The organism is Actinoplanes sp. CA-051413 (genome assembly GCF_050955795.1).
Taxonomy (GTDB): Bacteria; Actinomycetota; Actinomycetes; order Mycobacteriales; family Micromonosporaceae; genus Actinoplanes.
This window is the reverse complement of the sequence record NZ_CP192100.1, coordinates 8,037,119-8,058,107: the sequence shown is the minus strand read 5'-3', so window position 1 is coordinate 8,058,107 and position 20,989 is coordinate 8,037,119. Positions and strand designations below refer to the sequence as shown.

Below are 20,989 nucleotides of genomic sequence, written 5' to 3'. Positions count from 1 at the left end.
ACAGCCCTGTTTCGGACTACCGCCCGGACATCGCCTCGATCAACGGCAGCGGATCGAGATAGTCGCGGTACGACACGATCTGACCGTCACGAACCCGGAACACGGCGATGACCGTCTGCCGGAACGGCGCGCCGGTCGTGACGACGGTGCCGTGCGCCTCGTACTCCACGATGATCACCTCCGGGTCGGTGGTCTCGTGCAGCACGAGGTCGCGGTAGTCGTCGAGGCGGATGAAGGCTTCGGCGGCCGCGGTCAGGTGCTGCTTGATCGCCGCGCGGCCCCGCACCTGCGCGGGCAGGCCGGGCGGCCGGTACGGCCACTCGATGTAGCCGTCGGGGGCCATCAGCCCCACGAAGGTCTCGACGTCCAGCTCGCGCCCGGCCCGCAACACCCGGCCGACGATCTCCCGTGCCGTGCCGGTCATCGCTTCCCCCTCATCGAACAGGCGTTGATTCAACGACCGTAGAACGAAGGATGCCTTCAGTCAACGTCCGTAGAATGAACGGGTGACCGACCCGAGCCCCAAGCCGACCCGGGCCCAGCAGCGCCGCCGCAGCGAGGAGAGCATTCTGGCCGCGGCCCGCCGGATGTTCGCCGACCTCGGCTACGACCGCACCACGATCCGGGCGGTGGCCAAGACCGCCGGTGTCGATCCTGGTCTGGTCATGCACTACTTCGGCTCGAAGGACGAACTCTTCGCGCGGGCCGCGAGCCTCCCCACCGACGAACTGCCCGCCGGCAGCGCCGAGCAGCTGGCCGAGGCGTTGCTCGCCTCGCTGGCCGGGCGCCTGGACAGTGAGCCGGTCGGCTCCCTGGCCGTCCTGCGCTCCATGCTGACCAACGCCGACGCCGCCGAGCGCTACCGGGCCGCGGGGGAGCCGCAGCTCAGCAAGATCAGCGCCGCGATCCCGGCCGCCGATGCCGACCTGCGGGCCGGCCTGCTCAGCGCGATCGTGCACGGCGTGATCATCGAGCGGTACCTGCTGCGCCTCGGCCGGCTCGCCGACGCCTCCCCGGAGCAGATCATCGACCTGCTCCGGCCGTGCTTCCAGCTGCTGGCCACGGCACCACCGCCGGATCCGCACCGGCCCGGATAGCCGGCTCAGGCCTCCAGGGCGTCGCGGCGGCGCTGCGGCGGGCGCGGTGACGGCGGCGCGGCCCGGTCCTCGCCGCGCGGGATCGGCCGGGTGACCGGGTCGCCGTCCACGGTCAGCGTCTCGCCGTGGTGGGTGATCTCCACCGGGGGCCCGCTCACCTCGTACGTCGCCTCGGCCGGGGTGACCGTGACCCGCAGGCTGCTCTCGCGCCAGCGCAACCGGAAGCACATCCGGGGCAGGTGCTCGGGCAGCCGGGGCGCGAAGCTCAGCCGGCCGCCGTGGTCGCGCAGGCCGCCGAAGCCCATCACCAGCGCGATCCACGAGCCCGCGCACGCCGCGATGTGCAGGCCGTCCCCGCTGGCCTCGCCGCCGGCCCGCAGGTCGAGCAGTGCTGCCTCGGCCAGGTAGTCGTGGGCCAGCTCCAGGTGCCCGGTCTCGGCGGCCAGCACCGCCTGCGCGGGCGCCGACAGCGACGAGTCGCGGACCGTACGGGCCTCGTAGTAGGCGAAGTTGCGGGCCTTCTCCTCGGCGGTGAACGCGTCCGAGCGCAACGCCATGGCGAGCACCAAGTCGGCCTGCTTGATCACCTGCTTGCGGTACAGGTCCAGGTACGGGAAGTGCATCATCAGCGGGTAGTCGTCGTCCTTGGTCTGGGCGAAGTCCCACTCCTGGAGCCCGGTGAAGCCCGCCGCCTGCTCGTGCACCTGCCGCACCTCGGAGTACGGCAGGTGCAGGTTGTCCGCGACCTCGCGCCAGGCGGCCAGCTCGTCGGCGCCGACGTCCAGGTCGTGGGCCTGCGCCGGGAAGCGGGCACAGGCCTCGGCCGCGCCGCGCAGGTTGTGCCGGGCCATCAGGTTGGTGAAGACGTTGTCGTCCATCAGCGCCGTGTACTCGTCCGGGCCGGTGACCCCGGCGATGTGCCACTCGCCGTCGTCGGCCACGTGCGCGACCCGGCACCACAGCCGGGCGGTCTCGACCAGGATCTCCAGCCCGGCCCCGGCCAGGAAGTCGTCGTCCCCGCTGGCCGCGGCGTAGCGCAGCACGGCGTCGGCGATGTCGGCGTTGACGTGCAGGGCCGCCGTACCGGCCGGCCAGTAGCCGGAGCACTCCGCGCCGCTGATCGTCCGCCACGGGTACGCCGCGCCGGCCAGGCGCAGCTCCCGGGCCCGGTCCCGGGCCGCCTCGAGGGTGCCGTGCCGCCATTGCAGGGCCAGCCCGACACAGGCCGGGTGGGTGTACGTCAGCACGGGCAGCACGAACGACTCGGTGTCCCACAGCGTGTGGCCGTCGTACCCGTTGCCGGTCAGGCCCTTCGCCGCGATCGGGTGCGGACCCGCCTGGGCGCCGGCCTGCAGCACGTGGAACAGGCCGAACCGGACGGCCTGCTGCACCTCGGGGTCGCCGTCGAGCTCGACGTCCGCGGCCGCCCAGAACTCGTCCAGATACGCCCGCTGGTCGGCCACCAGTGCGTCGAAACCGAGCGACACCGCCGCATCGCGGTCCTGGCGGGCCCGGTCCGCCGACGCCTCGGCGCCCCACGCGTACGCGAGGAACTTGTCCACCCGCAGCGTGCGTTCGCCGGTGATCGTGCAGCGGATCCGGTCCGGCTCGCTGGTGACCGTCTGCGTGCCGGTGGTGTGGTGGCTGACGGCCGCGGCGACCGCGAGATCACTGCGCCGGGTGCGGTGCTCCAGGACGTCGTCGCTGTGCCGGACCGGCCGCAACGCGTTGTGCAGAGTGGTCGCGGCCCGCGGGTCGTCGCGCTGCTCCGGCTGCTCCTCGTTGGCCAGCAGGTCGGACTCGACGCGCAGCCGCACGCCCGGTCCGGCGGTCACCTCGTAGCGGATCGCGGCCACCGACGGGTGCGGGAAGGAGACCAGGCGGGTGCTGACGATCCGCACGGCCGCGCCGGCCGGCGACACCCAGGCGACCTCGCGGCGCAGGGTGCCGGTCCGCAGGTCCAGCACGCGTTCGTGGGTGACGAGCTCACCGGTACGCACATCGAACGGCTCGTCGTCGACGGACAGCCCGATCAGTTTGCCGTTCGGCGCGTCCACGATGGTCTCGGACAGCTCCGGGTAGCCGTACCCGGCCTCGGCGTGCTGGAGGTCGCGGAGCTCGAAGAACGAGTTGAGGTAGGTGCCCGGCATGCCCTGGGGCTCGTTCTCGTCCAGGTTTCCGCGCAGACCGATGTGCCCGTTGGCCAGTGCGAAGAGAGATTCGGCGTGGCGCAGTCCGGCGGTGCTGAGCGAGTCCTCGGACAGCCCGGTCTCGCGGACGCACCAGGGCTCGGCCGCTGCGATGTCAGCCACGGGCGGCCGTACCGGAAAGGTCCGGGCGGCCGCCGGCGTGCCCGACGGTGGCGCCCGAGGCCGCGGTCGCCCGGCGGGCGGCTTCCGGGTACGGATCACCGCGCAGCAGCGACGCGGTCAGCGCGGCGACGAACGCGTCCCCGCCGCCGGTGGTGTCGACCACCTTGTCGTCGGTGAGCGGGACGTGCACGTCCCCGTCGGCCCAGACGAAGAGGTTGCCGTCGTCGACCGCGACGGCGATCAGCCGCGGCCCCTTCTCCAGCAGCTTGCGCGCCGCGTCCCGCATGTCCTCCGGCGGTACGCCGAGCAGCAGCTCCGCCTCCTTGTCATCGGCGCGCACCACGTCGGCCCGGGCCAGCAGCGCGTCGTCCGAGGTGGCTCCGTCGAGCACCACCAGCCGGCCGGCCTCGTGCCCGATCCGGGCGGCGGCCGCGCACACGTCGGCGGGCTGCTGAAGCTGGACGACCACCGCGTCCTGCTGCCGGATCGTGTCGGCGCGCTCCTCGACGTCGGCCACGGTGAGCAGCGGCAGGTGCTCGATGTAGCGGTACTCCGTACCGGAGAGAACCTCGACGATCAGCCCGGTCAGCACCCCGCTGCGCCGCACGACGGCGGAGACATCGATGCCGTCGCGCTTCGCCTGGTCGAGCAGGACGTCGCCGATGGCGTCGTCGCCGGCCACGGCGACCAGCGTCGGCCGCACCCCGAGCTGGGCCAGCCCGACCGCCTGGTTGGCGCCCTTGCCGCCCAGCTGCTCGCGCCGGTCGGTGGCGTCGGCGGAGGAGCCGGGCCCGGGAAGATCATCGACGGACAGCACAAGATCCCGGGCGAGCTGACCGACCACGGCCGCAGTTGGTGTCGTCACGGTCCGTCTCATACCCGGAAGAACGCCCGTTGCACGAACCGGCGGCTGAGAGGCAGCTGACAATGCCGGCCCGGGGTTACGCCGCGTGCGAACCGGCTTGTCGCCGGGTGACCCGCGCTGATCAGATCGGTCGATGGACATCCTCATCCTCGGCGGCACCCAGTTCCTCGGCCGGGAGGTCGCCCGGCAGGCCGTCGGCCGCGGCCACACCGTCAGCTGCCTGGCCCGGGGCCACAGCGGCGACCCGGCGCCCGGCGCCCGGCTGGTCACGGCCGACCGGCGGGACCCGGCCGCCTACGACGAGGTGCGGCAGCGGTCCTGGGACGCGGTCGTCGAGGTCTCCTGGCAGCCCGGCTTCGTCCGGGCCGCCCTCGACGCACTGGCCGCCCGGGCCGGGCACTGGACGTACGTGTCGTCCGGCAACGCCTACGCCGCCTTCGACACCCCCGGCGCGGACGAGTCGTCGCCGCTGCGGGAACCCACCGACCAGGACGAGGTCGGCCGGGAGCTCTACGGCGAGGCGAAGGTGGCCTGCGAGCGGGCGAGTGCCGCCGCGCTCGGCGACCGGCTGCTCGTCGCCCGGTCCGGCCTGATCGGCGGCCCCGGCGACGCCAGCGGCCGCTCCGGCGCCTGGGTGGCCCGCGCCGCCCGCGCCCCCGAGGAGCCCATGCTCGTCCCGGACACCCCCGCTGCGCCGACCCAGGTCGTCGACGTCCGGGACCAGGCCGCCTGGATCCTCGACTGCGCCGAGCGCGGCACCGCGGGCGCCTACGACGTCGTCGGGCCCACGGTGCCGTTCGGCGAGTGGGTCGAGCTGAGCCGCCGGATCGGCGGGCACACCGGCCCGGTGGTACGCGTGCCGGGGCAGTGGCTCGCCGAACGCGGGGTCGAGCAGTACATGGGCGTCGACTCGCTGGCGATGTGGCTCGTCGAGCCGGGCTGGGAGGGCTGGTCCACCCGTACCGGGGCCGCGGCCGTCGCCGCCGGCCTGCGCCACCGCGACCGGGCCGAGCTGGTCACTGACGTCCTCGCCTACGAGCGCGCCGAAGGGCTGGACCGGCCGCGCCGGGCCGGCCTCAGCCCGGACCGGGAACGCGCCCTGCTCGCCGCGTGGGGGAGCATGGCGGCATGAAGGTGCATGACAACATCGACAGCCGGCTGCGGGAGTTCATCGTCAGCCAGCCCATGTTCTTCGTGGCCACCGCGCCGACCGGTGCCGACGGCCACGTCAACGTCTCGCCGAAGGGGATGGCCGGCACCTTCGCGGTGCTCGGCGAGCTGCGGGTGGCGTACATCGACTTCCACGGCAGCGGGGCCGAGACCACCGCGCACCTGCGGGAGAACGGCCGGATCACGCTGATGTTCTGCGCGTTCGACGGCAAGCCCAACATCGTGCGCCTGTACGGCACCGGTCGCGTCGTGACGGCCACCGACCCGGGGTACGCGGAACTGCTGACCTCGTTCGCCGCGCCGCCGGATCTGCACGGTCTGCGGTCCATCATCGACATCGACGTGCACCGGGTCAGCGACTCCTGCGGTTACGCGGTGCCCCTGATGACGTACGAGGGCGACCGTGACCTGCTGACCCGCTGGAGCTCCCGGCGCAGCGACGAGGAGCTGGCCGAGTACCGCCGGCGCAAGAACAAGGCGAGCATCGACGGCCTGCCCGCCTTCGACTGAATTCGCTGTCCCGCCCGGCCGCCGGCGGTTAGGGTCGGGCGGCGAGTGACCCCCACGAGGAGCTGAGAGATGCCCGGTCGTCCGAGCGCGCGTTGACGTCGTAGGCCGCATGCGGCCGGTCATCGCGTGCTGCCCCTGATCGCGCGGCACAGCGAATCCTCTCTGCCTCCTCCCAAGGGATCACTGTGCCTTCTTCCGCTGTCTCCCGTCCGCTGTGGCGCGACTCCGACTTCCGCCGGCTCTGGGCCGGCCAGACCGCCTCCCAGCTGGGCGAGCACGCCAGCCTGGTGATCCTGCCGCTGTTCGCCGTCCTGACGCTGCACGCCGACGCCGGTCAGCTGGGCGTCCTGCGTGCGGTCGGGCAGGCACCGGTCTTCCTGCTGTCGCTGCTGGTCGGTGCGTGGGTGGACCGGTGGCGTACCCGTACCGTGATGGTGCTGGCGGACCTCGGCCGGGCGGTGGCGCTGGCCGGCGCGGTCCTGGCCGTGCTGCTGGGCGGGATCGGCCTGCCGATGCTGCTCGTGGTCGCCTTCACCGTCGGGGCGCTGTCGGTCTTCTTCGACCTGGCCTACCAGGCCTCCCTGGTGCGGCTGCTGCGACCCGACCAGCTCGGACAGGGCAACAGCCTGATCGAGGGCAGCCGGTCCGCGGCCCAGATGGGCGGCCCGGCCCTCGGCGGGACGCTGGTGTCGCTGCTGTCGGCGCCGATCGCTGTGGCGTCCAGCGCGCTGTTCTTCGTCCTGTCGTTCGGGTCCATCGTGCGGATCCGCCGCGAAGAGTCGGTTCCCGCGCGCACCGGACGCGTCCCGCGGATCTGGCGGCAGATCCATGAGGGCCTGCGCTTCGTCGCCGGCGACGCGTTCCTGCGGACCGTGGGGCTCGCCTCGGCGGCGTACCAGTTCTTCTTCGCGGCCACGATGACCGCGTACCTCGTCTTCCTGCCGCGGGAGCTGCACCTGTCCGGCACCGCCATCGGGCTGGCCCTGGCGGCTACGGGGCCGGGCGCGCTGGTCGGCTCGCTGCTGGCCGCGCGGCTGCCGAGCCGATTCGGGTACGGCGTCGTGCTCGTGACCGCGGCGGTGATCGGCGACGGGGTGCTGCTGTGCGTACCGGCCCTGCACGGCCCGCCCACGGTGACGGTCCCTTTGCTGGTGGCGATCAACTTCGTGTTCGGCGCCTTCGGTCAGCTGATCAACGTGACCGTCATGGTGGTGCGGCAGGCCGTCACGCCGTACGGGATGCAGGGCCGCGCGGCCGCGACGATCAACTTCGCCGGGATGGGTCTGTTGCCGTTCGGCTCGCTGGCCGGCGGCTTCCTCGCCCAGGAGTGGGGTCTGCGCACCAGCCTGCTGGTGACAGCCGCCGGCCTGCTGCTGTCCCCGCTGTTGATGGCGTTGTCGCCGATCGCCCGCCTCGGCCGCGACCTCCCCGCCCCGCGGGAGTGATATCCGGGTGCGGCTCGGCGGCGCCGGACGTAGGGTTCCCGCCTTGTGGGCAGAGCAGCGGAGATCCTGGTGCCGGCGCGCCTCGGTACGGGCTTCCGCTGGCTGATCGCGTCGTCCTGGTCGACGAATCTCGGCGACGGCATCGCCACCGCGGCCGGCCCGTTGCTGCTCGCCTCGCTGACCCACGACCCGTTCCTGATCTCGCTGGCCGCCATGCTGCGCTGGGCGCCTCCGCTGGTGTTCGGCCTCTACGCGGGTGTGCTGGCCGACCGCCACGACCGCCGCCGGGTGGTGATGGCGGCGAACCTCGCCCGGGTCGCGGTGCTCGGCGTGCTGACCGTCACGCTGGCCACCGGGACCATCTCGGTCGCCGGGGCGCTGGTGGCGCTGGGCCTGCTCGCCACCGCGGAGGTGTTCGCCGACAACACCGTGACCACGCTGACGCCGATGCTGGTGCACCGCGACGATCTCGCCCTGGCCAACTCCCGGCTGCAGACCGGGCTGCTCACCCTGGACCAGCTGATCGGCCCGTCGATCGGGGCGGTGCTGTTCGCCGCCGGGGTGGGCTGGCCGTTCGCGGCCGAGCTCGTCCTGGTCACCGCGGGCGTGCTCCTGATCTCGAAAGTCGTGCTGCCGCCCCATGGCCGTACCGCGGACCGGATTCGCGGCGACGTGCGCCGCGACATCGCCGAGGGCTTCCGGTGGGTGCTGCACAACCCGGCGGTGCGCACGCTGGTGCTGACCATCATGATCTTCAACGTCACCTTCGGTGCCGCCTGGTCGGTGCTGGTCCTGTACGCGACCCAGCGGCTGGACCTCGGCGCGATCGGCTTCGGCGCGCTCACCACGGTGATGGCCCTGGGCGGCCTGGTCGGTACGGGTATCTACGGCTCGCTCACCCGCCGCGTGAGCCTGGGCAACGTCATGCGCGCGGGACTCATCTTCGAGACGCTCACCCACCTGGCCCTCGCCCTGATCACCTCGGCACCCGTCGCGTTGGTGATCTTCTTCGTCTTCGGGGCGCACGCGTTCGTCTGGCACACGACCTCGATCACCATCCGCCAGCGGGCCGTCCCGGCACACCTGCAGGGCCGCGTCACCAGCGTCAACACCATCGGCCTGTACGGCGGGCTGGTGGTCGGTTCGGCCATCGGCGGCACCCTGGCCACCCACTACGGAGTGACGGCGCCGTTCTGGTTCGCCTTCGCCGGCTCGGCGGTCTTCGTGCTGCTCCTCTGGCGGGAGACCAGCCGCATCGCGCACACCGATGACGCGCAACACAATGACAGCCCTATCAAATGACAGTACTGTCAAAATATGACGACCCCCATCGCGGTGCTCACCGGCGCCACCAGCGGGCTCGGTGAGCTGGCGGCGATCGAGCTGGCCCGGCGCGGATTCGCGCTGGTCCTGATCGCCCGCAGCAGCGCCCGCGCCGAAGCCACCCGCGCCCGGATCGACAGCGCCGCCCCCGGCACCGTCGTCGACCTCGTCGCGGCCGATCTCGCCGACCTCGATCAGGTCCGGCGGGCCGGCGCCGACATCGCCGCCCGGCATCCGCGCATCGACGTGCTGATCAACAACGCCGGGCTGCACGCCTTCTCGGCGCGGACCACTCCGGCCGGTCTCCCCGAGATGGTGACCGTCAACTATCTGGCCCCCTGGGTCCTGACCGAGGCGCTGCGCGCGACGCTGATCGCTGCCGCACCGGCCCGGATCGTCACGGTCGCCTCCGAGGCGTCCCGCCGGCACGGCACCCTCGACCTGCCCGCCGACCTGACCGACACCTCCTCGTTCACCGCCCGGGAGTCCTCCCTCAGGTACGGCCGCACCAAGCTGCTCGACATCATGTTCAGCAACGAGCTGGCCCGCCGCCTGGCCGGGACCGGCGTGACGGCCAACGCGCTGGACCCCGGCTTCAACGTGACCGGCCTCGGCCGCGAGGTGCGCTTCGCGGGCGCGATCGAGCGGGTCCTGAAGGCCCTGCGGGTGGGTGACCCCCGGCGCGGCACGGCCGGCATCGTCCGCCTGGCCACGGATCCGGCCCTCGCCGGCCGGACCGGCGGCTATTACTCCGCCAAGACGGGAAAGGCCCTCACAGCCGTCGCGCCGGCCGGTGACGCCACCGCCGAGCGCGAGCTGGGGAAGCACACCGCCGAGCTGGTGGGCAGCCCCGATGCCGGCTGACCCCGGCCGTCCGGGCCTGCGGGAGCGCAAGAAGGCGCAGATCCGGGACCGGATCCGCGCCGAGGGGCTGCGGCTCTTCGCGGAGCAGGGGTACGCGGCGACGACCACCGACCAGATAGCCGCGGCCGCCGACGTCTCGCCGAGCACCTTCTTCCGCTACTTCGCCGGCAAGGAACGCGTGGTCCTGGCCGACGACCTCGAAGCGATCATGCTGGCCGCCCTCGCCGAGCAGCCCGACCACCTGCCCCCGCTCACCGCGTTCCGCCGGGCCGTCGACGCCGGCCTGGCCCGCGTCGGCAACGAGGAGGAAGAGCAACGCCGCCGGCTCGTCGACACCGTACCCGAGCTGCGGCAGGCGCAGCTCGACGAGCTGGCCCGCGTCGTCACGGTGCTGGCGGAAGCGCTCGTCGCCCGGCTGCGACCCGGGCCGGACGACTTCGAGGCGCGGGTCTTCACCGGCGCGCTGACCGGGGCGATCCTCGCCGCGATCCGGTCCGGAGCGACCGGCAGCACGGCTGTCACGCGCGCGGTCGGCTACCTGGAGACCGGCTTCCCCCTCGCCGGCCGGGCCTCCTGAGACCGGTCAGACCCGGCGCAACACCGAGACCACTTTGCCCAGCACCACCGCATGATCGCCGTCGATGGCCTCGTACGCGGGGTTGCGGGGCTCCAGGAGCACGTGACCGCCCCGGCGGCGGAAGACCTTGACGGTGGCCTCCTCGTCGATCATCGCGGCGACGATGTCCCCGTTGTAGGCCTCGCTCTGGCGCCGCACCACCACGATGTCCCCGTCGCAGATCGCCGCGTCGATCATCGAGTCGCCCCGTACCCGGAGGCAGTAGAGCTCGCCCCGGCCGACCAGCTCGCGCGGCAGCGTCAGGGTCTCGTCGAGGGTCTCCTCGGCGAGGATCGGGCTGCCGGCGGCGATGGACCCGACCAGCGGGAGGGTCACCGTCGTCGCGTCGCCCTCGGCCCGGGCCGGCGGTTCCAGGAACATGCGGACGTCGATCGGGCGGGTGGTGGCGCCACCCCGGCGCAGGAAGTCACGTTCCTCCAGGATGCGCAGATGGCGGCTGACCGACGACGTCGAGGCCAGCCCCACCGCGTCGGCGATCTCGCGGGTGGACGGCGAGTAGCCGTACCGGGTCGCCCAGTCCCGGATGACGGACAGGATCGCCTGCTGCCGATCAGTGAGCGTGGACGTGTCGAGATCCTCAGCCAGTAGCACCTCACGATCTTGGCCTATCCGCCTCGCCGGGGGCCGTCCGGCACGCCCATCCGGGGCGGTCCGGGCCGGTGAACGGCGGGGTAGGGTCGGTGCGGGCCCGGGGGCACAGGGAGGTGGATCATGGTGCGGGTGACCCGTCGACTCGCCCTCTGGCAGGCAGATCTCGACGGCGGCGTCTGCGCCGCCCCCGAGGAATGCGTCGAGACCTTGCAGGACCGCGCGGCCATCCCGCTCGTGCTCGAGCACCGCGAGCACGGCGTGACGCCCGCCCGGCAGGTCTTCGAGACCGCCCTGCGCCAGGACGTCGAATGGCAGTTCGGCGACATCGTCTGGCCGGCCGACCTGCGCCCCGGCGTGCTCGTCACCGTGTCGTGGCAGTCCGCCAAGGACGAGATCGTCGTGCGGACGGCTCCGCTGGAAGAGCCGATGCGGGTCGACGGCGTGAACTACTACCACGAGTACGACCCCAGGGTCGTCACCCGCGAGTTCGACGCCGGCAAATCCAACCGTGGTCAGGTGCTGCACGCCGTACGCAAACTCGGCCGCGTCTTCTCCGACGGCAGCGCGGTCCTCGCCGAGTCAGGACTGGCCGCGCACTGCGGGCTGGGCCGGGGCGCTCGCGGCACGTTCCTGCTCCGCAACGCCGTCGACCAGCTGATCCGCGAGGGCTACCTGACCCGGGTGCCGGGCAGCGTCGACAAGGCCGGCTACCCGTCCTATCCCGCCGTCGAGGGCCAGAAGCCGGCCGAAATGCTGTTCTACGCGCCCCTGGTCGAGCCGGCGCCGTACCCGGGTGATCCGGACTTCGCCGAGGGCGAGGGAGCCGACCGCCGCGACCACTGGGTCAACGGCTTCGTCCGCAAACTCCCGCCGGGCGCGCAGCCCTCGGAGAAACAGGTGACGCTGCACGAGAAGGCGGTCGAGAGCGAGCAGGTGCCGGCCAGCCCGCTCGCCCCCGGCTACACCTTCGTGAAGAAACATCACCGCACCTGAGCCCGCGCGCTCCGCTTGTGGATCCACCACAGGGCCAGCGCGGCCGCGAGAGCGCCGATGGTGAGGTCGTAGCGGCCGCCGAACCCGACCACGGCGTCAAGCATGAGGAAGAACGCGAGGATCCCGGTGACGGCCCACAGTCCGTCGCCCGTCATCAGGCGGCGGATCAGCAGGACGGCCAGCGCTATCGGGAGCAGGGCGGTGGCCGTGCCGATCGGCCAGCTGACGCCGGTCGACGGGACGGTGTAGACGAGGACGAAGTGAGTCGCCGTTGCGGTGAACGCGATGAGGCCGAGGAGACGAGGTCTGGGCGTGCGGGAGACCGGAGTCGGCCGCCGGGGAAGGCGTGGTGTCAGGAACGCGCACCCGATGAAAAGGACGCACAGGCCGCCGGCGGCGAGCAGCTGACCGGCCGGCGCGCGGGCGAAGTCGGCGTAGGTCAGCACCGGCACGGCCAGGAGGGCCGACCCGGCGACGGCCAGGCCGCGGCGACCGGCCCACGGGCGTTGCCGGGAAGCGGGGAAGACCCGTTCGACGAGCAGGACCGACGAGCAGATGCTGACCGCGATGTGGAAGGCGGTCAGATGCGCGGCGATCAGCAGGTTGGTGTGCCAGACCTCGCTGAAGGAGCCGACACCCACGCTGTCCCAGTACCGCGGATCGAACCAGAAGCGGTCGACCAGCGCCTCCTCGTAGACGGCGTACGCGGCGGCCAGCAGGCACAGACCGGGCAGGCCCAGCCGGTAGCGGTAGGTGAGCTCGCGGCAGATGAGCGCGCCGCAGCCGTACAGCGCGATCATCACCGGTAGTCGCCACGGCTGGATCAGGTCGAGCGGCGGCGTCGCCGTCGACAGCGTCTCGCCGAGAAACGGAGCTGTCAGCAGCAGCGCGAGAGCGGGTTTGCGGGCGTTCACGGCTACCAGCGGACCATCGACGGCGGGATCCCGGCTGCCGACTTCCGGCTACGACCGCCTGCCACAAGTCGGGAGCGGGCGGGCCGGTCGGCCCGCTCGCTCCCGGTGTCCGGCGGTCAGTTGGCCCGGCTGCTGATCGTGCCGTGCGGGTCGAGGACGTACTTACGGGCCGCGCCCTGGTCGAACTCCTGGTAGCCGCGCGGGGCCTGGTCCAGGGGGATCGGGGTGGCGTTCACGTTCTTCGCGATCTGCACCCGGTCGTGCAGGATCGCCATCATCAGTTCGTGGTTGTACTTCATCACCGGGCACTGGCCGGTGACGAACGAGTGCGACTTGGCCCAGCCCAGCCCGAGCCGGATCGACAGCGAGCCGTGCTTCGCCGCGTCGTCGACGCCGCCCGGGTCGCCGGTGACGTAGAGGCCCGGGACGCCGATCGCCCCGCCCGCGCGGGTGAGGTCCATCAGCGAGTTGAGCACGGTGGCCGGCATCTCGGTCTGCGCGTTCTCGCCGTGCCCCCGCGCCTCGAAGCCCACCGCGTCCACGGCCGAGTCGACCAGCGGCTGGCCGATCGCCGGCGCGTCGCGGCCGAGGATCTGCTGCACCTGTTCCACCGGGTCGCCCTGGGACACGTCGACCGTCTCGCAGCCGAAGCTGCGGGCCTGGGCCAGGCGCTCCGCGTTGAGGTCGCCGACGATGACCACCGCCGCGCCCAGCAGGAACGCCGAGGTGGCGGCAGCCAGCCCGACCGGGCCCGCGCCGGCGATGTACACGGTTGATCCGGTGGTCACGCCGGCGCTCACGCACCCGTGGTAGCCGGTGGGGAAGATGTCGCTCAGCATGGCCAGATCGAGGATCTTCTCCATCGCCTGGTCCCGGTCGGGGAACCTCAGCAGGTTCCAGTCGGCGTACGGCACCATCACGTACTCGGCCTGCCCGCCGACCCAGCCGCCCATGTCGACGTAGCCGTACGCCGAGCCGGGCCGGTCCGGGTTGACGTTGAGGCAGACACCGGTCTTGCGTTCCTTGCAGTTGCGGCACCGGCCGCAGGAGATGTTGAACGGCACCGAGCAGATGTCGCCCACCTTGATGTACTCCACGTCCGAACCGGTGTCGATCACCTCGCCGGTGATCTCGTGCCCGAGCACCAGGCCTTCCGGTGCGGTGGTGCGCCCCCGGACCATGTGCTGGTCGCTGCCGCAGATGTTGGTGGCGACGGTCTTGAGGATCGCGCCGTGCGGCGTGCGGCGGCCGACGTTGGCCTTGTTGACGCCCGGACCGTCCTTCATCTCGTACGTCGGGTAGTCGCTGTCACGGACCTCGACCTGCCCGGGACCCTGATAGACAACCGCTCTGTTGCCCGTCATGTTGTGCTCCGTTCCTGCTCGCCCTCGCCTGTGGGCCGGACCTCCCATGCTTCTCGCGTCGTAGGTCAAAAAGAACCATCAATATGTACGAGACATGCCGATAGTCGCATCAGGCGCATACGTGGCGCCCTTCTCCCGGTACATGGTCGCGTCGGCCGCGGCCAGCAGGGTGTCCGACGTGGGGTGCTCGAGGTCCGCCGCCGAGGCGTGCCCGACGCTGACCCCGATCCGCAGGTCGTGGCCGTCGTGGTGCAACGGGGCCGCGACGGCGTTGCGGAGACGTTCGGTGACGGCGGCGACGTCGTCGACCGCGGCGGAGACCACCACGAACTCGTCGCCGCCCAGCCGGGCCACGGTGTCGGTGTCCCGTACCGTCGCGCGCAGCCGCCGGGCCACCTCGATGAGCACGAAGTCGCCGGCCGCGTGCCCGTACCGGTCGTTGACGGGTTTGAAGCCGTTGAGGTCGAGGAAGTGCACCACCGGGCCGGCGCCGGCCCGCTGCCGCAGCGCGGCGGTCAGCCGGACGTGTAGCTCCTGCCGGTTGACCAGCCCGGTGAGCTGGTCGTGGGTGGCCCGGTGGGCCAGCGCCGCGCGCACCTGTTCCTGCTCGCGGACCACCAGGGTGAACCGGATGAGCACGATGACGGTGAGCATGACCATGGCGCTGAGCATGGTGAGCCGCTGGATCACCTGGTCGCTGATCCGCACGTCGTTGATCGCCGGGAGGGCCAGCAGCGAGACGCCCAGGAACACCACCCGGGCCGGGTGCAGGCGCTGGGTGTCGGCCTTGGGCGCACCGGCGTGCTCGTCCGCGTCGCGATGCCAGAGGGCCGCGGCGATCAAGCCGTTCCCGAGCAGCAGCAGACTGTCCAGCTGCGAGGTGTCGAACTCCGGGAACACCAGCGTGGCCACCGAGATCGTCACGTCGCCGGCGAAGGTGAGGGCCAGGGCGGCGATCAGGTACCGGATGGAGCCGGTGCGCTCGCCGGGAGAGAGCACCACCAGCGCGCCCGCCGCGAACAGCAGCACGTCGCCGAACGGGTAGAAGGTGGTGAAGAGCACGGCGACCGACATCGTGTTCCCGGTGACCTCGGGCGCGACCATGAACTGCCAGAACAGCGCGGCCACCACGGTGGCCATGGCGAGCACGTCGAGGGCGGCCTCACGCAGGCGGCCGGGAGCCCGGAGCCGGACCAGCAGCACCATGCCGGCCGCCAGCAGCGGATAGCCGAGCACCCACAGCACGTCCGCCGCCGACACGTCGCCGAGCTCACCGAAGTGCCAGACCAGCAGCGCGTACAGCAGGTCACCGCCGAGCCAGACGGTCAGCGCGCCGGCCATCAGGGCGTGGGCGGTCCGGGCGCGGCCGGTCCGGCCGCGCACCCCGAGCCAGGCCAGGACCACCAGCAGGCCGAAGCCGATCGGGTACGTGACCTGCGCCGTCACCGACCCCGGCAGCAGCACGGTGGGCAGCCCGAAGAGCACGGCGAGCACGGGTACGGCACCGGCGGGCAGACGCTTCACAGAACACTGATCGGCCGCGAGCCACGCGGGCAAAGCGCTGGACCAGGCAGGCCGGGGAGTGGTCCGGTTGCGATCAGGGACTCACCAGCTGTGCAGGGTGCCGTCCTCCAGGCGGTTCACCGGCAGGGAGGCCGGCCGGTACGGGTACCGCGCGGCGAGCTCCTCGTCGATGTCCACGCCCAGCCCCGGCTCCTCGGACGGGTGCAGGTAACCGTCGGCGTAGCGGTAGCTGTGCGGGAACACCGCGTCGGTCTCGGCGCTGTGCGGCATGTACTCCTGCAGCCCGAAGTTGGGGATGCTGAGGTCGAGGTGCAGCGCGGCGGCCAGGCAGACCGGCGACAGGTCGGTGGCGCCGTGCGAGCCGCTGCGCACGTGGTACAGGTCGGCCAGGTCGAAGATGCGGCGCAGGTGGGTGATCCCGCCGGCGTGCACGACGCTGGTCCGGATGTAGTCGATGAGCTGCTCGGTGATCAGCTGCCGGCAGTCCCAGACGCTGTTGAAGACCTCACCGACGGCCAGCGGGGTGGTGGTGTGCTGCCGGATCAGCCGGTATCCCTCCTGGAGCTCGGCCGGGACCGGGTCCTCCAGCCAGGTCAGCCCGTACGGCTCCAGCGCCCGGCCCAGCCCGGCGGCCTCGATCGGCGTCAGCCGGTGGTGGGCGTCGTGCAGCAGGCGCAGGTCGGGGCCGAACTCGGCGCGGACCCGCTCGAAGACGCCCGGCACGTGGGCCAGGTAACGCCGGGTCGACCACACCGCCTCCGTGGGCAGGGCGGATCCGGCCGGCTCGTAGTTGCGCGGGTCCGCGGTGACGCCGTACGTGCCGGTGAGGCCGGGCACCCCGGTCTGCACCCGGACCGCCCGGTAGCCCGCGCCGACGAGCCGGCCCACGTCGGTGAGCACGTCGTCGACGGTCTCGGCCGCGGCGTGGCCGTAGACGGTGACGCCGTCGCGGCTGCGCCCGCCGAGCAACTGGTAGACCGGCAGCCCGGCGACCTTGCCCTTGATGTCCCACAGCGCGGTGTCCACGGCGGCGATCGCGCTCATCGTCACCGGCCCGCGCCGCCAGTACGCGCCCTTGTACAGCAACTGCCAGGTGTCCTCGATCCGCGCCGGGTCCCGCCCGAGCACCAGCGGCACGACGTGCTCGGCGAGATAGGCGGCCACGGCCTGCTCGCGCCCGTTCAGCGTGGCGTCGCCGACCCCGGTCACGCCGGCGTCCGTCACCAGCTTCAGGGTCACGAAGTTGCGGCCGGGCGACGTCACGATCACCCGGGCCTCGGCGATGCGCATCTCAGTCCCCCTCGTCGCGGACCCGGGCGACCAGCTGGGTCGGGTTGACGAAGCGCAGCGCCAGCACCAGCAGCACCAGCATCATCGACGTGTAGATCACCGCCATCGCGTCGATGGACTGCTGGGCCCTGATCCCGGCCGCCGACATCGAGTAGTACAGGGCGACGACCAGCGTCTGCGAGTCCGGCCCGGCGGTCAGGAAGGTCAGCTCGAACATGCCCACGGTGCGGACCAGCACCAGGATCGAGGCGGCCAGGATGCCGGGCACGAGCAGCGGCGCCAGGATCCGGGTGAAGACCTGCCGGGTGCCGGCGCCGCACATCCGCGCCGCCCGTTCCACCGCCGGGTCGATCTGCTCGATGAACGGCGTCATGGTCAGGATCACGAACGGCACCGACGGCACCAGGTTGGCCAGCACCACGCCGGAGAGGTTGCCGGCGAAGCCGTACTTGTAGAGCACGGTGGCCAGCGGGATGCCGTAGGTGATCGGCGGCATCAGGATCGGCAGCAGGAACAGCAGATAGAGCAGCCGGCGCCCGGGGAAGCTGCGGCGGGCCAGCACGTACGCGGCCGGCACGCCGATCAGCACCGAGATGCCGACCACCAGCGCCGACACCTCCAGGGTCACGATCAGCACCGGCAGCAGCGTGAACTCGTCCCAGGACTGGGCGTACCACTTCGGGGTCCAGCCCACCGGCAGCCAGGTGTCGAACCACTGGGTGCCGAACGAGCTGACCACCACCGAGCCGATGACCCCGGCCAGGAAGCCGAAGAACGCCAGCACCACGCCCCAGACGAGCCACGCCATCGGGGTGGCCACGATCTTTCGCCGGGCGGCCATCAGCCTTTGCCCCCGGCCGTCGATCCGGTGTAGAGCAACGCCCGCCAGCCCAGCACCGCGGCGATGACCAGCAGCTCGACCACCCCCATGAGCACGGCGACCGCGGACGCGAGCGGATAGTCGTAGCGCACGTACGCGGCGTCGTAGGCGGCGATCGACATCACCCGGGTCGTGCCGGACGGGTCACCGACCAGCACCGCCGACGGGAAGACGCTGAACGCCAGCACGAACGTCAGGCAGAACGTGGTGGCCAGCCCGGGTGCGAGCAGCGGCAGCGTGATCCGCCGGAAGCGCTGCCAGTGGCCGGCACCGAGGGTGGCCGCGGCCCGTTCCAGGGTGGGATCGATGCCCGACAGGTACGACAGCACCAGCAGGAAGGCGAACGGGAAACCGGTGATCACCAGCGAGAAGAAGACGCCCCAGTAGTTGTTGGTGAGCCGCACCGGGGCGTCCACCAGGCCGGAGCTCAGCAGGGTCCGGTTGAACCAGCCGGTCGGGCCGAGGAAGTTCAACAGGCCCTGGGCGGTGAGCACCGTGCCGAGCGTGATCGGCACGACCAGCAGGGTGGTCAGCAACCGCTTGCCGCGGAACCGGCCCCGCATCCGGTACGCGATGGGCACCGACGCCAGCACGTTCAGCAACGCCGCCGGCAACGACAGCTGCAACGTGGTGAGGATCGTGTCCCGCAGGTACGCGTCGGTGAAGAACTCCCGGTACGCCCCCAGCGTCCCGCCCTCCGTCGGCTGGAAGGACAGGCCCACGCCGTACAGGAAGGGGTAGATGAAGAGGATGAGCACGAACAGCGCCGCCGGGATCAGCAGCAGCAACTGCCGGTCGATGCCGCGCTCGGCGAGGCGGTGCCGCAGCGCCGGCCGGGCCCCGCCCGAGGCGGCGTTGATCGCGGTCATCGCGGGTCCGCCGGGAAGACCAGCAGCCGCCGCGGCTCGACGGTGACGGTGATCCGGTCGCCGACCGCGGGCCGGTCGACGGCCCGCAGGTTCAGCGGGATGCCGCCGGCGGTCCGCGCCTCGACCGCCACCTCGCGGCCCTGATACTCCACGACCTCGACGACGGCCGGCACCCCAGTGCTGCCCTCCGGGCCGATCCGCAGGTCCTCCGGCCGGATCCCGGCGATCACCTCGCTGCCCGGCGCCGGCTCACCGACCGGCGTGCCGGTCAGCTGCTGCCCCTCGATCTCCACGGTGATGCCCGCGCCCTGCCGCGCACCCGCCCGCACCGGCAGCAGATTGCGGTAGCCCATGAAGTCGGCGACGTGCCAGTTGGCCGGCTCGGTGTGCAGTTCCTCCGGCGTGCCGATCTGCTGCACCCGGCCCGCGCGCAGCACCACCAGCCGGTCGGCCAGCGACAGCGCCTCCTCCTGGTCGTGGGTGACGTAGACGGTGGTCAGCCCGAGCGACTGGTGCAGCCGGCGGATCTCGGTCCGCATCTCCAGCCGCAGCTTGGCGTCCAGATTGGACAGCGGCTCGTCCATCAGCACCAGGGACGGCTCCAGCACCACCGCGCGGGCGATCGCCACCCGCTGCTGCTGCCCGCCGGAGAGCTGCCCGGGCAGCTTGCCGGCGTGCTCCTCCAGGTGCACCAGCCGCAGCGCCTCGTCCACCCGGCGGCGGATCTCGGCCCGCGGCACCCGCCGCATCTGCAGGCCGAACGCGATGTTCTTGCGGACCGGCAGGTGCGGGAAGAGCGCGTAGTTCTGGAACACCATGCCGAATCCGCGCCGCTCGGGCGGCAGCACGTCCAGCCGGGTCTCGTCCTGCCAGATGCTGCCCCGGGTCAGTGGCAGCAGCCCGGCGAGGCAGTTCAGGGCCGTCGACTTGCCGCAGCCGGACGGGCCGAGCAGCGCGATGAACTCACCCCGCCGGATGGTCAGGTCGAGATCGGCCAGCGCCGCCTGCCCGCCGAAGCTGCGGCTGACTCCGTCCAGGCGCAGCGTCTCGAAGTGGCCCGGACGCGTTCCCTTGGTCCCCGCCCGGCTCGGTGCCGCGGCCGTCATGACGCCTGCCCGCTCACTTGGCCACCTTCGCGCCGCCGATCTCGCGGTCCCACCGATCGAAGGCGGCGACCAGTTGCTTGGAACCCAGCGGCACCTCGAGTGGGGCACCGGCGATCAGGCCGGCGTACTCCGGGCGGCCGAACTCCTCGATCGCGGCCCGGCTGTCCGCCGGCGCCATCGCCAGGTCGACGTCCTTGACCGCCGGGCCTGGGTAGAAGTAGCCCTTGTCGTACGCCTTGGCCTGCTGCTCCTTGGTGAGCATGTGGGCGAGCAGCAGCAGGACGGCCGACTGCTTGTCGGTCGACACGCCCTTGGGGACGACGGCGTAGTGCGCGTCGGTCACCCAGTGGAAGCCCTGCAGGGTGCCGATCGCCGCTTCCTTGGGCACGGTGCCCAGCACCCGCGGGTTGATGTCCCACCCGGTGGTCGACGCGATGATCTTCGCCGAGCCGTTGGCCAGGTTCTTCATCGTCTCGCCCGTGCTCGACGGGTAGAGCGTCACGTACTTGTTCAGCTCGGCCAGGTAGGCCCAGGTCTTGTCCCAGCCGCCGGTCGGGTCCTTGGGATCGGAGTCGCCGAGCAGGTAGGGCAGGCCCATCAGGAAGGTACGGCCGGGGCCGGAGTTCGACGGCCGGGCGTACTGCACCGCGCCCGGGTTGGCCTTGGCGTAGGCCAGCAGCTCCGGCGCCGACTTCGGCGGGTTCGGCACCTTCGCGGGCAGGTACTCGATGAGCGGGCCGGACGGGTAGTAGGTGACGGTCACCCCGGAATCCCCGGCCAGCTGCTGCATGGCCGCGGCTCCGGGCAGATACTGCTGTACGCCGGGCAGCCGGTCCCGGTACTTGGTGAGCAGCGGGTTCCACAGGCCCTGCTCGATGCCCGCGGACAGCCCGTCCACGCCGGTCAGCACCAGGTCGATGTCGACCCGGTTGGCGTTCTGCTGGGCCTTGACCTTGCCGACCAGCTCGGGCGCCGGCGACTTGGAGTACGTCACCTTGCTCACCACGCCGGAGTTCTTGCTGACGAAGTCGTCGATCATGGGTTGGGTGAGCTGCAGGTTGCCGGCCACGTCCAGAATGTTGAGGGTCACCGCCTTGCCGGGCTTGGCGGGCACCTCCCCGTCGGTGTCCTGGGCGGAACCGCCGGAGTCGGGGGCGCTGCACGCGGTCAGCAGCAGCAGGGCCGCGGTCGCGGCGGTGACAGCGCGTCTACGGGCGAGTGGTGGCATCGGAAGC

Annotated in this window: 20 protein-coding genes; 8 read left to right on the top strand and 12 right to left on the bottom strand. The window is 72.0% G+C overall.

Translation table 11 applies throughout. From position 1 onward, the window contains the following. Window positions 1-16: 16 nt before the first annotated feature. Window positions 17-424, bottom strand: a complete 408-nt coding sequence (locus tag ACQP2Y_RS37950) for a nuclear transport factor 2 family protein (RefSeq protein ID WP_433721101.1) — start codon at window positions 422-424, stop codon at window positions 17-19. 82 nt (window positions 425-506) lie between these two features. Between ACQP2Y_RS37950 and ACQP2Y_RS37945 the strand changes: the two genes are divergently transcribed. Next, window positions 507-1,097 (top strand): TetR/AcrR family transcriptional regulator, encoded by a 591-nt coding sequence (locus ACQP2Y_RS37945; RefSeq protein WP_433721099.1) that lies wholly within the window; start codon window positions 507-509, stop codon window positions 1,095-1,097. A gap of 5 nt (window positions 1,098-1,102) precedes the next feature. Here the strand turns inward: ACQP2Y_RS37945 and ACQP2Y_RS37940 are convergent, their stop codons facing one another. Further along, the gene (locus ACQP2Y_RS37940; RefSeq protein ID WP_433721097.1) at window positions 1,103-3,409 is read right to left on the bottom strand and encodes a glycoside hydrolase family 65 protein; all 2,307 of its coding nucleotides are present in this window, start codon (window positions 3,407-3,409) and stop codon (window positions 1,103-1,105) included. Continuing rightward, window positions 3,402-4,274 carry a PfkB family carbohydrate kinase gene (locus tag ACQP2Y_RS37935; protein WP_433721095.1) on the bottom strand — a complete coding sequence of 291 codons (873 nt, stop codon included), beginning with the start codon at window positions 4,272-4,274 and terminating at the stop codon, window positions 3,402-3,404. The genes ACQP2Y_RS37940 and ACQP2Y_RS37935 overlap by 8 nt, the downstream gene beginning before the upstream one ends. A gap of 133 nt (window positions 4,275-4,407) precedes the next feature. On the opposite strand from ACQP2Y_RS37935, the gene ACQP2Y_RS37930 reads away from it, so the two are divergent. The 6 genes from ACQP2Y_RS37930 (at window position 4,408) to ACQP2Y_RS37905 (ending at window position 10,163) form a co-directional block, all read left to right on the top strand. After that, on the top strand, window positions 4,408-5,406 hold the full coding sequence (locus ACQP2Y_RS37930) for an NAD-dependent epimerase/dehydratase family protein (protein WP_433721093.1): 999 nt from the start codon (window positions 4,408-4,410) through the stop codon (window positions 5,404-5,406). After that, on the top strand, window positions 5,403-5,954 hold the full coding sequence (locus tag ACQP2Y_RS37925; RefSeq protein ID WP_433721091.1) for a pyridoxamine 5'-phosphate oxidase family protein: 552 nt from the start codon (window positions 5,403-5,405) through the stop codon (window positions 5,952-5,954). Before ACQP2Y_RS37930 ends, ACQP2Y_RS37925 begins: the two co-directional genes overlap by 4 nt. 185 nt (window positions 5,955-6,139) lie before the next feature. Next, a complete protein-coding gene (locus ACQP2Y_RS37920; protein ID WP_433721090.1) occupies window positions 6,140-7,399 on the top strand; it encodes an MFS transporter in 1,260 nt (419 codons plus the stop codon). Between the two features lie 45 nt (window positions 7,400-7,444). Beyond that, window positions 7,445-8,701 carry an MFS transporter gene (locus ACQP2Y_RS37915; RefSeq protein ID WP_433721088.1) on the top strand — a complete coding sequence of 419 codons (1,257 nt, stop codon included), beginning with the start codon at window positions 7,445-7,447 and terminating at the stop codon, window positions 8,699-8,701. Window positions 8,702-8,716: 15 nt separating this feature from the next. Beyond that, window positions 8,717-9,586, top strand: coding sequence for an SDR family NAD(P)-dependent oxidoreductase (locus ACQP2Y_RS37910; RefSeq protein WP_433721086.1), 870 nt, complete (start codon window positions 8,717-8,719; stop codon window positions 9,584-9,586). After that, a complete protein-coding gene (locus tag ACQP2Y_RS37905; protein ID WP_433721085.1) occupies window positions 9,576-10,163 on the top strand; it encodes a TetR family transcriptional regulator in 588 nt (195 codons plus the stop codon). The genes ACQP2Y_RS37910 and ACQP2Y_RS37905 overlap by 11 nt, the downstream gene beginning before the upstream one ends. Window positions 10,164-10,169: 6 nt before the next feature. On the opposite strand, the gene lexA is transcribed toward ACQP2Y_RS37905, so the two are convergent. Next, complete coding sequence (lexA, locus tag ACQP2Y_RS37900) at window positions 10,170-10,970, bottom strand: transcriptional repressor LexA (protein WP_433732209.1); 801 nt, start codon at window positions 10,968-10,970, stop codon at window positions 10,170-10,172. Here lexA and ACQP2Y_RS37895 point away from each other — a divergent pair. Then, window positions 10,935-11,807 (top strand): hypothetical protein, encoded by an 873-nt coding sequence (locus ACQP2Y_RS37895; protein ID WP_433721084.1) that lies wholly within the window; start codon window positions 10,935-10,937, stop codon window positions 11,805-11,807. The two genes, lexA and ACQP2Y_RS37895, sit on opposite strands and share 36 nt — an antisense overlap. Here ACQP2Y_RS37895 and ACQP2Y_RS37890 read toward each other — a convergent pair. The 8 genes from ACQP2Y_RS37890 to ACQP2Y_RS37855 form a co-directional block, all read right to left on the bottom strand. Continuing rightward, the gene (locus tag ACQP2Y_RS37890; protein ID WP_433721083.1) at window positions 11,795-12,721 is read right to left on the bottom strand and encodes a hypothetical protein; all 927 of its coding nucleotides are present in this window, start codon (window positions 12,719-12,721) and stop codon (window positions 11,795-11,797) included. The genes ACQP2Y_RS37895 and ACQP2Y_RS37890 overlap by 13 nt on opposite strands. 116 nt (window positions 12,722-12,837) lie before the next feature. Next, a complete protein-coding gene (gene fdhA / locus ACQP2Y_RS37885; protein ID WP_433721081.1) occupies window positions 12,838-14,085 on the bottom strand; it encodes a formaldehyde dehydrogenase, glutathione-independent in 1,248 nt (415 codons plus the stop codon). A 78-nt stretch (window positions 14,086-14,163) separates the two neighbouring features. After that, complete coding sequence (locus ACQP2Y_RS37880; RefSeq protein ID WP_433721079.1) at window positions 14,164-15,609, bottom strand: diguanylate cyclase domain-containing protein; 1,446 nt, start codon at window positions 15,607-15,609, stop codon at window positions 14,164-14,166. 81 nt (window positions 15,610-15,690) lie between these two features. Then, window positions 15,691-16,899, bottom strand: coding sequence for a D-mannonate dehydratase ManD (gene manD, locus ACQP2Y_RS37875; protein WP_433721078.1), 1,209 nt, complete (start codon window positions 16,897-16,899; stop codon window positions 15,691-15,693). Between the two features lies 1 nt (window position 16,900). Then, on the bottom strand, window positions 16,901-17,740 hold the full coding sequence (locus tag ACQP2Y_RS37870) for an ABC transporter permease (protein ID WP_433721076.1): 840 nt from the start codon (window positions 17,738-17,740) through the stop codon (window positions 16,901-16,903). Next, window positions 17,740-18,648: an ABC transporter permease gene (locus ACQP2Y_RS37865; RefSeq protein ID WP_433721075.1), complete on the bottom strand. Its 909-nt coding sequence runs from the start codon at window positions 18,646-18,648 to the stop codon at window positions 17,740-17,742. Before ACQP2Y_RS37865 ends, ACQP2Y_RS37870 begins: the two co-directional genes overlap by 1 nt. Then, window positions 18,645-19,754 (bottom strand): ABC transporter ATP-binding protein, encoded by a 1,110-nt coding sequence (locus ACQP2Y_RS37860; protein WP_433721073.1) that lies wholly within the window; start codon window positions 19,752-19,754, stop codon window positions 18,645-18,647. The genes ACQP2Y_RS37865 and ACQP2Y_RS37860 overlap by 4 nt, the downstream gene beginning before the upstream one ends. Before the next feature lie 13 nt (window positions 19,755-19,767). Further along, window positions 19,768-20,982 carry an extracellular solute-binding protein gene (locus ACQP2Y_RS37855; RefSeq protein WP_433721071.1) on the bottom strand — a complete coding sequence of 405 codons (1,215 nt, stop codon included), beginning with the start codon at window positions 20,980-20,982 and terminating at the stop codon, window positions 19,768-19,770. Between the last annotated feature and the right edge of the window lie 7 nt (window positions 20,983-20,989).

Bases quoted from the DNA above. Each gene is read 5' to 3' on its own strand.
- ACQP2Y_RS37950 (WP_433721101.1), bottom strand. From the start codon at position 424: ATGACCGGCACGGCACGGGAGATCGTCGGCCGGGTGTTGCGGGCCGGG.
- ACQP2Y_RS37930 (WP_433721093.1), top strand. From the start codon at position 4,408: ATGGACATCCTCATCCTCGGCGGCACCCAGTTCCTCGGCCGGGAGGTC.
- ACQP2Y_RS37925 (WP_433721091.1), top strand. From the start codon at position 5,403: ATGAAGGTGCATGACAACATCGACAGCCGGCTGCGGGAGTTCATCGTC.
- ACQP2Y_RS37910 (WP_433721086.1), top strand. From the start codon at position 8,717: ATGACGACCCCCATCGCGGTGCTCACCGGCGCCACCAGCGGGCTCGGT.
- ACQP2Y_RS37905 (WP_433721085.1), top strand. From the start codon at position 9,576: ATGCCGGCTGACCCCGGCCGTCCGGGCCTGCGGGAGCGCAAGAAGGCG.
- ACQP2Y_RS37895 (WP_433721084.1), top strand. From the start codon at position 10,935: ATGGTGCGGGTGACCCGTCGACTCGCCCTCTGGCAGGCAGATCTCGAC.
- fdhA (WP_433721081.1), bottom strand. From the start codon at position 14,085: ATGACGGGCAACAGAGCGGTTGTCTATCAGGGTCCCGGGCAGGTCGAG.
- manD (WP_433721078.1), bottom strand. From the start codon at position 16,899: ATGCGCATCGCCGAGGCCCGGGTGATCGTGACGTCGCCCGGCCGCAAC.
- ACQP2Y_RS37870 (WP_433721076.1), bottom strand. From the start codon at position 17,740: ATGGCCGCCCGGCGAAAGATCGTGGCCACCCCGATGGCGTGGCTCGTC.
- ACQP2Y_RS37865 (WP_433721075.1), bottom strand. From the start codon at position 18,648: ATGACCGCGATCAACGCCGCCTCGGGCGGGGCCCGGCCGGCGCTGCGG.
- ACQP2Y_RS37860 (WP_433721073.1), bottom strand. From the start codon at position 19,754: ATGACGGCCGCGGCACCGAGCCGGGCGGGGACCAAGGGAACGCGTCCG.
- ACQP2Y_RS37855 (WP_433721071.1), bottom strand. From the start codon at position 20,982: ATGCCACCACTCGCCCGTAGACGCGCTGTCACCGCCGCGACCGCGGCC.